Source organism: Variovorax sp. GW821-FHT09B01 (assembly GCF_059418345.1).
Genome location: NZ_JBWKPQ010000051.1, coordinates 1 through 8419, shown reverse-complemented (window position 1 = coordinate 8419; position 8419 = coordinate 1). Strand labels below are relative to the sequence as shown.

Genomic DNA, 8419 nt, shown 5'->3' with positions numbered 1-8419 from the left:
GACCGGAGGTGGGTGCCGGGGTGGCGTACGAGGAGCCGCGCGGGGAGGTGGAGCGTGCGCTGGCGGGGGTGTGGGCGCAGGTGCTGGGGGTGCAGCGCGTGGGGCGCGGCGACAGCTTCTTCGAGCTCGGCGGGCATTCGCTGCTGGCGATCCAGTTGCTGGAGCGCATGCGGCGCCAGGGTTGGGCGGTGGAGGTGCGCACGCTGTTCCAGCATCCGAGGCTGGGGGACTTCGTGGCGGCGATGAGCGCGGGTGGCGGGGGTGCGAGAGCGCAGGTGGAGGTGCCGCGCAACGGCATTCCGGCGCAGGGCTGCGATGCGATCGAGCCGGGGATGCTGACGCTGGTGGCGCTGGAGGAGGCGAGCATCCGTGCGATCGAGGCGGCGGTGCCGGGCGGTGCGCGCAACATCCAGGACATCTATCCGCTGGCGCCGTTGCAGGAGGGCATCCTGTTCCATCACCTCATGCAGACCGAGGCGGACGCCTACGTCACCTCGCTGCTGCTGGCGTTCGACGAACGGGAAGGCCTGCTGCGCTTCGTCGCAGCCCTGAACCGGGTCATCGCGCGCCACGACATCCTGCGCACGGCGGTGCTGTGGGAAGGACTGCCGGAGCCGGTCCAGGTCGTGCACCGGCAGGCGGCGCTTTCGATCGAGTGGCTCGACGACATCGCGATCGTCAAGGGCAATCACCATCGCATCGACGTGCGCAAGGCGCCGCTGCTGCGCGCGCTGGCCGCGCACGACGCCGCGGGCGGCCGCTGGTTGCTGCAACTGCCCAGCCACCACCTGGCGCTCGATCACACCTCGAAGGACGTGCTGATCGAGGAGATATCCCACCTGTTGCAGGGCCGGCCGGAAGCGCTGGCGCCACCGGTGCCGTTCCGCCGCTTCGTCGCCCAGGCGCGGCACGGCGTGACGCCGGCCGAGCACGAGGCGTACTTTCGCCGCGTGCTGGGCGACGTCGGCGAGCCGACCGCGCCCTTCGGTCTGCTCGACGTGCGCGGCGACGGCGGCCGCATCGCCGAATCGAAGCTGCTGCTCGCGCCGGCCGACGCGCAGCGGGTCCGTGCGCAGGCACTGCGCCATGGCGTGAGTCCCGCGGCGTTGTTCCACCTGGCCTGGGCACTGGTGCTCGCGCGCATCACCGGGCGCGACGACGTGGTGTTCGGCACCGTGCTGTTCGGCCGCATGCAGGCCGGCGCGGAGGCGAGCCGCTCGGTGGGCATGTTCATCAACACCCTGCCGCTGCGGGTACGCACGGGTGCGCATGACGCCGCGCGATGCCTGCGCCAGACCCACGAGGCGCTGACCGAACTGCTGCATCACGAGCATGCGAGCCTGTCGATGGCGCAACGCTGCAGCGCGCTGCCCAGCGGCGCACCGCTCTTCACCGCGATCCTCAACTACCGGCACGGTGCGCAGACCGATGCGGCGGGCACGGGCGTGCCGGTGCTCGAGGGCGTCGAGATGCTCGACTCGCGCGAGAGCTCGAACTTCCCGTTCGGCCTGTCGGTCAACGACACGGGCACCGGTTTCGAGCTGGTCACCCAGGTCGACGAGGCGATCGGTGCCGCGCGGGTCTGCGAACTGGCGTGCGCGGCCGTGCAGTCGATTGCGCAGGCGCTGGCGAGCGGTTCGACGCGGCCGCTGCGCGCGCTGAGCGTTCTGGGCGCGGGCGATGTCGCGCGGCTGCGCGACTGGGGCCATGGCGAGGCGCGCGCCGCGTCGGGCCTGATGGTGCACCAGCTCGTCGAACGCCAGGCCCGCGAGCGGCCCGGTGCAACGGCGTTGATCGCCGCGACGCACAGCCTCGACTTCGCCGCGTTCAATGCCCGCGCCAACCGTCTCGCGCATCGATTGATCGCGGCGGGCGTGAAGCCGGAAACGCGCGTGGGCATCGCGCTCGAGCGCTCGACGGACATGGTGGTCGGCCTGTTGGCCATCCTCAAGGCCGGGGGCGCCTATGTCCCGCTCGACCCGGCCTATCCGGCCGACCGGCTGGCCTACATGATGGACGACAGCGGGATCGCCCTGCTGCTCTCGCAGGACCACGTGGCCGTGCGCATGCCGGTGCCCGCGGGCCTGCCGGTGCTGACGCTGGAATCGCTGGACCTGGCGACGGGCGAGGCCGGCGATCCCGACGTTGCGCTGCATGCCGGCAACCTCGCCTACGTGATCTACACCTCGGGCTCCACGGGCAGGCCCAAGGGCGTGGCCGTGACGCACGGTCCGCTGTCGATGCATGTGCAGACCATCGGCGAGGACTACGAGATGACGCCCGAAGACCGCGAGCTGCAGTTCGCCTCGATCGCCTTCGACGGCGCACACGAGCGCACCTGGGTGCCGCTGGCCTTCGGCGCGGCGCTGATGCCGCGCGACAACGACATCTGGCCGGTCGAGCGCACGGCCGCGGAGATCGCGCGGCACGGCATCACCATGGCCTGCTTCACGCCCACCTATCTCGCGCAGATGGTCGACGTGCTCGGCGAGGCCGGCAGCCGGCTGCCGATCCGCTCCTACACGGTCGGCGGCGAGGCGATGCCGCGCGCGAGCTTCGACCGCGTGCAGGCGGTCTTCAGGCCGCCGCGGATCATCAACGGCTACGGGCCGACCGAGACCGTCATCACGCCGATGATCGCCAAGGCCTTCGCGGGCGAGCGTTTCGAAGCGGCCTACATGCCGATCGGCAGGCTGGTCGGAGACCGCACGGCGCATGTGCTCGACCATGACCTGAACCCCGTGCCCGTGGGCGCGACGGGCGAGCTGTACCTCGGTGGCGAAGGACTGGCGCGCGGCTACCTGCGGCGCGCCGGCCTGAGTGCCGAGCGCTTCGTCGCGGATCCCTTCCGAGAAACCGGCGCGCGGCTGTACCGCACCGGCGACCTGGTGCGCTGGGGCGACGACGGCCAGCTCGAATACCTCGGCCGCCTCGACCACCAGGTGAAGGTGCGCGGCTTTCGCATCGAGCTCGGCGAGATCGAGGCGCAACTGCTGGCGCAGCCCGAGGTGCGGGAAGCGCTGGTGGTGGCGAAGGAGGGCCCCGCGGGGGCCTGGCTGGCGGCCTATGCATCGCTGCAGCCCGGGGTCGACGTGAGCGCCGACGTCCTGCGCCAGCGCTTGCGCCAGCTGTTGCCCGAGCACGCGGTGCCCGGTGCCGTGGTGTTCCTCGACAGCCTGCCGCTCAATGCCAACGGCAAGGTCGACCGCCATGCGCTGCCCGAGCCGGGAGAGGCGGGCGGCCGCCCCTACGAGGCACCGAGCGGCGAGGTCGAGGAGCTCGTCGCCGGGCTCTGGCGCGAGGTGCTCGGCACGCCGTCGGTGGGCCGCCACGACAACTTCTTCGAGCTGGGCGGGCACTCGCTCGCCCTGCTGCAGGTGCAGCGCCGGCTGCAGGACGCCTTCGAGCTGCAGTTCGCCCTGCGGATCTTCTTCGAGAACCCGACATTGGCCGAGTTGGGCGCGGCCATCGAGGCGCAACGCGGCGTGGACAGCGCCGGGGATGCGCAGGACATCGCGCGCATGAGCGCATTGCTTGAAGCCTGGGAAAGCTGAATGAAACAGAACAAACGTGAGATCGCGGAGCGCTTCGCGCGCCTGCCCGCCGACAAGCAACAGGGCTTCCTCAAGGTACTGAAGGCCCAGGGCCTCGACTTCTCCCTGTTCCCCATCGTGCCGCGGAGTCCGGCGGCGGAACAGGAGGGATGCATCGCGTCCTATGCGCAGGACCGGCAATGGTTCCTCTGGAAGTTCGACCCGGCCAGCACCGCCTATCACATACCGGGCTCGCTGCGGCTCGAGGGCGCGCTCGACATCGAGGCGCTGCGCGAGGCCTTCCGCGCGCTGGTGGCGCGCCATGCCGCGCTGCGCACCGTGTTCCGTGCCGGGCCGGACGGGCTCGCGCAGCAGGTGGTGCGGTCCGAGCTCGCGCTGGACATCCCGCTCGTCGACGTGGCCGCCGCCGGGTCCGATGGCGAGCGCGAGCGGCTCGCGAACGAGGCCGCGCTGCGCGTGACGCAGCGCCCCTTCGACCTCATGGCCGGCCCGCTGCTGCGCGTGGCCGTGATCCGCCTCGCGCCGCAGCGGCACGTGCTGGTGATGGTGATGCACCACATCATCTCGGACGGCTGGTCGATGCAGGTGCTGATGGAGGAGTTCGCCATGGCCTACGCCGCGCGCGTGCGTGGCATGCCGCTGCAGTGGCCGGCGCTCCCGATCGCCTATGCCGACTACGCGGCGTGGCAGCGCAACTGGATGGAGGCGGGCGAGAAGGACCGCCAGCTTGCCTACTGGCGCGATCGACTGGGAACCGGTCATCCGGTGCTGCAGCTGCCGGCCGACCATGCGCGCCGTCCCGACGGAAGCTACCGCGCCGCCACGCAAAGGCTCGAGGTGCCGGCGGCATTGGCGCAGGGACTGCGCAAGCGCGCGCAGGCACAGGGTGCCACCCTCTTCATGGCGCTGCTGGCAGGCTTCCAGGCGGTGCTCCATCGCCAGACGGCGCTGGCCGACATCCGCGTGGGCGTGCCCATCGCGAACCGCCACCGGCCGGAGACCGAACGGCTGGTGGGCTTCTTCGTCAACACCCAGGTGCTGCGCAGCGTGATCGACGTGCGCATGCGCATGGGCGAGCTGCTCGATGCCGCGAAGGAGGCCGTGCAGGGAGCCCAGGCCCATCAGGACCTGCCGCTCGAACAGCTGGTGGAGGCGCTGCAGCCCGAGCGCAACCTCGGCCAGAGCCCGCTGTTCCAGGTGGTGCACAACCACCAGCCCCGTGGAGAGCAGGCGCTCGAGTCGCTGCCGGGGCTGACCCTGCACGGCCACGAGCTCGGGGAACGGGCCGCGCAGTTCGAGCTCACGCTCGACACCACCGAGGATGCGCGGGGTCAGGTCGGCGTGATGCTGACCTACGCCGCGGAGCTGTTCGAGCCCGCGACCATGGCCCGGTTCGGCGCCCAGTACCTGGCGGCCTTGCGCGCGCTGGCCGATGGCCCCGGGGAGACCGTCGGCCGCTTCGCGCTACTGGACGAGACCGAGCGCGCGCAGCAGCTGCAATGGGCGGACATGCGGCGCGTCGAGGCGGCCGGTGGCGAGGCGTCGATCCATCGCCGCATCGAGCGCCATGCGCGCGAGCGGGCCGATGCCGTCGCGCTGGTGTGCGGCGAGGAGCGCTTGAGCTATGGCGAGCTGAACGCGCGCGCGAACCGCCTGGCGCACCGGCTCATCGCCATGGGCGTGGTGCCGGAGGCGCGCGTCGGCCTCGCGGCCGAGCGTTCGATCGAGATGGTGGTGGGCCTGCTGGCGATCCTGAAGGCGGGCGGCGCCTACGTGCCGCTCGATCCCGGCTATCCGCAGGACCGGCTGGCTTACATGGTGCGCGACAGCGGCATCGAATGGCTTCTGGCCCAGCCGCAGGTGCGTGCGCAGGTCTCGGTGGGCGAGAGCGTGCGGGTGCTCGAGTTCGGCGATCCGGCCACGGACCTGCTGCCGGCGCACGATCCCGAGGTGGCGGTGCACCCCGATCATCTGGCCTATGTGATCTATACCTCCGGCTCGACCGGACGGCCCAAGGGCGCGCAGCTGTGCCACCGCAACGTGACCCGGCTGCTGGACGCCACGCAGCCCTGGTTCGACTTCGGCCCGGACGACGCATGGACCCTGTTCCATTCGTACGCCTTCGATTTCTCGGTGTGGGAGGTGTTCGGCGCGCTGTGCACCGGCGGCCGGCTGGTCGTCGTGCCGCACTGGGTGAGTCGCTCGCCGGACGACTTCGTCGCGCTGCTGGACCGCGAGCGCGTCACCGTGCTCAACCAGACGCCTTCGGCTTTCCGCCAGCTGATCCACGCGCCGGCGCTGGCCGGCGTCGCACGCTTGCCGCTGCGCTTCGTGATCTTCGGCGGCGAGGCGCTCGAGCCCGAGAGCCTGCGGCCCTGGATCGATCGCTTCGGCGACGAGGCGCCGCGGCTGGTCAACATGTACGGCATCACCGAGACCACGGTGCACGTGACCTATCGCCCGATCACGCGCGCGGACCTCGAGGATGGCCAGCGCAGCCCGGTGGGGGTGTCGATTCCCGACCTCGGCCTGCGCGTGCTCGACGCCGAGCTCGGGCTGCTGCCGCTCGGCGTGCCCGGCGAACTCTATGTGGCGGGCGCGGGGCTGGCGCGTGGCTACCTGGACAAGGGTGGGCTGACGGCGGAGCGTTTCGTGGCGGACCCGTTCGGGGCGGCGGGGGAGAGGCTTTACCGTACCGGCGACCTGGTGCGCTGGCGCGAGGATGGTCAGCTGGAGTACCTGGGCCGCATCGACCACCAGGTGAAGATCCGGGGATTCCGCATCGAGCTGGGGGAGATCGAGGCGCAGCTGCTGGCGCGAGCCGGCGTGCGCGAGGCGGTGGTGGTGGCCGACGAGGGGCCGGGCGGAGCGAGGCTGGTGGGGTACGTGTCGGGGCAGGCGGGGGTGTCGCTGGACGCCGCGCAGCTCAAGGCAGGGCTGGCGGGAGTGCTGCCGGAGTACATGGTGCCCTCGGTGCTGATGGTGATGCAGGGGCTGCCGCTGAACGCGAACGGGAAGATCGACCGCAAGGCGCTGCCGCGACCGGAGGTGGGTGGTGGGGTGGCGTACGAGGAGCCGCGCGGGGAGGTGGAGCGCGCGCTGGCGGGGGTGTGGGCGGAGGTGCTGGGGGTGCAGCGCGTGGGGCGCGGGGACAGCTTCTTCGAGCTCGGCGGGCATTCGCTGCTGGCGATCCAGTTGCTGGAGCGCATGCGGCGCCAGGGTTGGGCGGTGGAGGTGCGCACGCTGTTCCAGCATCCGAGGCTGGGGGACTTCGTGGCGGCGATGAGCGCGGGTGGCGGGGGTGCGAGGGCGCAGGTGGAGGTGCCGCGCAACGGCATTCCGGCGCAGGGCTGCGATGCGATCGAGCCGGGGATGCTGACGCTGGTGGCGCTGGAGGAGGCGAGCATCCGCGCGATCGAGGCGGCGGTGCCGGGCGGTGCGCGCAACATCCAGGACATCTATCCGCTGGCGCCGCTGCAGGAGGGCATCCTGTTCCATCACCTCATGCAGACCGAGGGCGACTCCTATGTCACGACGCTGCTGCTGAGTTTCGACACCGAGGCACGCATGCGGCAGTTCGTCGCCAGCCTCGACCAGGTCATCGCGCGCCACGACATCCTGCGCACGGCGGTGCTCTGGGAAGGGCTGCTGAATCCCGTGCAGGTGGTCTACCGCGAGGCGGCGTTGCCGCTCGAATGGCTGCCGCCGGCCGATGGCGATGCCGGCGACGTGGCATCCCGGCTCAATGCCCATGTCGATGCCAGCCGATACCGCATCGACGTACGCCGCGCGCCGATGATCCGCGCCATCGCCGCGCACGACGCGGACAACGGCCGCTGGCTGCTGCAGTTGCCCAGCCACCACCTGGCGCTGGACCATACCTCCGAGGAACTGCTGATCGAGGAGATCGCCCTGGTGCTGCAGGGGCGCCAGGCCGAGTTGCCCGAGCCGGTGCCGTTCCGCCGCTATGTGGCCCAGGCGCGCCTGGGCATGCGGCCCGAGGAACACGAGGAATTCTTCCGCCGGATGCTGGGCGACGTGGACGAACCGACCACGCCGTTCGGCCTGAGCGACGTGCGGCTGGCGGGCGGGCGCGTGGCGCAGGCACGCCTGCTGCTCGACGCGGCGCTGTCGCTGCGGCTGCGGCAATGCGCACAACGGCTCGGGGTGAGCGCGGCGACGCTGTTCCACCTGGCGTGGGCCCTGGTGCTGGGCAAGACCACCGGTCGCGACGACGTGGTGTTCGGCACCGTGCTGTTCGGTCGCATGCAGGGCGGCCAGGACGCGCACCGCGCGCTCGGCATGTTCATCAACACGCTGCCGATCCGCGTGCGGCTGGGTGCGCGCGCGCTGGACGTCTGCCTGCGCGAGACGCACGCCACGCTCAGCGACCTGCTGCATCACGAGCATGCGCCGTTGTCGCTGGCCCAGCGCTGCAGCGCGCTGCCGGGTGCCACGCCGCTGTTTTCCGCGATCCTCAACTACCGTCACAGCGCGAGCCGCGAGGGCGAGGCGCATGCGCAGACCTGGCTGGGCATGGATGCGCTGGAGGCGGTGGAGCGCACCAACTATCCGTTCACGCTGAACGTGAACGACCAGGCCGAGGGCTTCGAGCTGGTGGTGCAGGTGGAGCAGTCGATCGACGTGCAGCGCATGGCCGGCTTCATGCGCTCGGCGGTGTGCGGCATCGTGGACGGGCTGGACGCGAAGGCGAAGGTCGCGGCCTGCGACCTGGATCTGCTGGACGAGTCCGAGCGTGGGCGGCTGTGGAGCTGGGGCGTGGAGCCCGCGGCGTGGGGTGACGAGGGTGCGGTGCACCGCCGCATCGAGGCGCAGGCGCGGCGCGACCCCGATGCGGTGGCGCT

Annotated in this window: 2 protein-coding genes; both read left to right on the top strand. The window is 71.4% G+C overall.

The genetic code is table 11. From position 1 onward, the window contains the following. A partial coding sequence (locus AC07RV_RS45705) for an amino acid adenylation domain-containing protein (protein ID WP_492716595.1) occupies window positions 1-3554 on the top strand: 3554 nt, incomplete at its 5' end. Next, on the top strand, window positions 3555-8419 hold a 4865-nt coding region (locus AC07RV_RS45700), incomplete at its 3' end, for an amino acid adenylation domain-containing protein (RefSeq protein WP_492716593.1).